Genomic DNA, 1,013 nt, shown 5'->3' with positions numbered 1-1,013 from the left:
GGACCTCCCACAACCGCAGCAGACAGCGGGCGGTCTCGGCCCACAGCTCGGGATCGGCTGCACCCGGTGCCTCGCGCTCGGTGGCACCGCGGAGCTGCTGTACGGCATCGATCAGATACTGGACCATGCCGTCCGACTCGAACTTGCGCAGCAGGTCACGGGCGCTCTCCACCGCGGCGTTGGTGGTCCGGTCCTCGGGCCCGGGTCCGCCCGTGTCGCCGTCGGTGAACTGCTCCGGCAGCGGCATGAAGCGCTCCAGCACCCGGGCCGCCACCTCGGCGAAGGGATGCGGGACCCGCTGTCCGTCCGCGCCCGGCTCGCCGTTCTCACCGGCGTCCATGCCGTCGGCGCCATGGACGCCGAACGGGCCGTCGTCGTCCGGGCCGCCGTGCGGAAAGAACGGGCCGTGGCTGCCGTCGCCGAGCTGGGCGAGCGCCAGTGCCGGGAAGTTCGGTCCGCCTCTGCCGAACCGCTGCTCTATGTACTCCGAGCAGTGCTTGAGCACAAGCATCGCCTCGTCCCGCCCGAGCGGTCCGAGCAGCGCCTCCTGCACTCCGGGAGCGAACTCGTACCACGGCCCGTCCTCCGCGCTGTCGCTCTTGGCGCGCGAGAGCAGCCCGCTGAGCAGCACCTCGGCGAGCTCCGAGGGACCGGAGTCGGGCAGCATCGTGCGCTGGACGAGCTGCATCACCGGCAGATAGAGCGGAGCCGCCGCGAGATAGACGGCGAGCTGTCCCGCGACCGGCGAGGCCGCCGAGCGGAACCGGCTGACGAGCTGGAGCGAGGACATCCGGTCGCCGGGACGCGGCGCGGGCGCGGCGGGATGGTCGGCGCGCACCCAGCCGACCGCACCGGAGATCCGGCCCGCGCCGGTGCCCGAGAGCAGCCGGGCCCAGGCGCCGAGCGCGCCCGCGACCGGTGGCAGTACGGGAATGGCGAGGGCGCCCGGATGCGCCGCCTGGCTCACCGCCGTCTCGTCACCGACCTTCAGGACGGCGGCTCCCGCGAGCCCT

General features: G+C 73.6%; 1 protein-coding gene. It reads right to left on the bottom strand.

Annotated elements, in window-relative coordinates; translation table 11 throughout:
- A partial coding sequence (locus GA0115259_RS40905; RefSeq protein WP_272921283.1) for an SAV_2336 N-terminal domain-related protein occupies positions 1-1,013 on the bottom strand: 1,013 nt, incomplete at both ends.

Origin of the sequence: Streptomyces sp. MnatMP-M17, assembly GCF_900091995.1 — a bacterium.
Lineage (GTDB): Bacteria > Actinomycetota > Actinomycetes > Streptomycetales > Streptomycetaceae > Streptomyces.
Note: the sequence above shows the minus strand (reverse complement) of the source record. Positions and strands in the feature narration are given on the sequence as shown.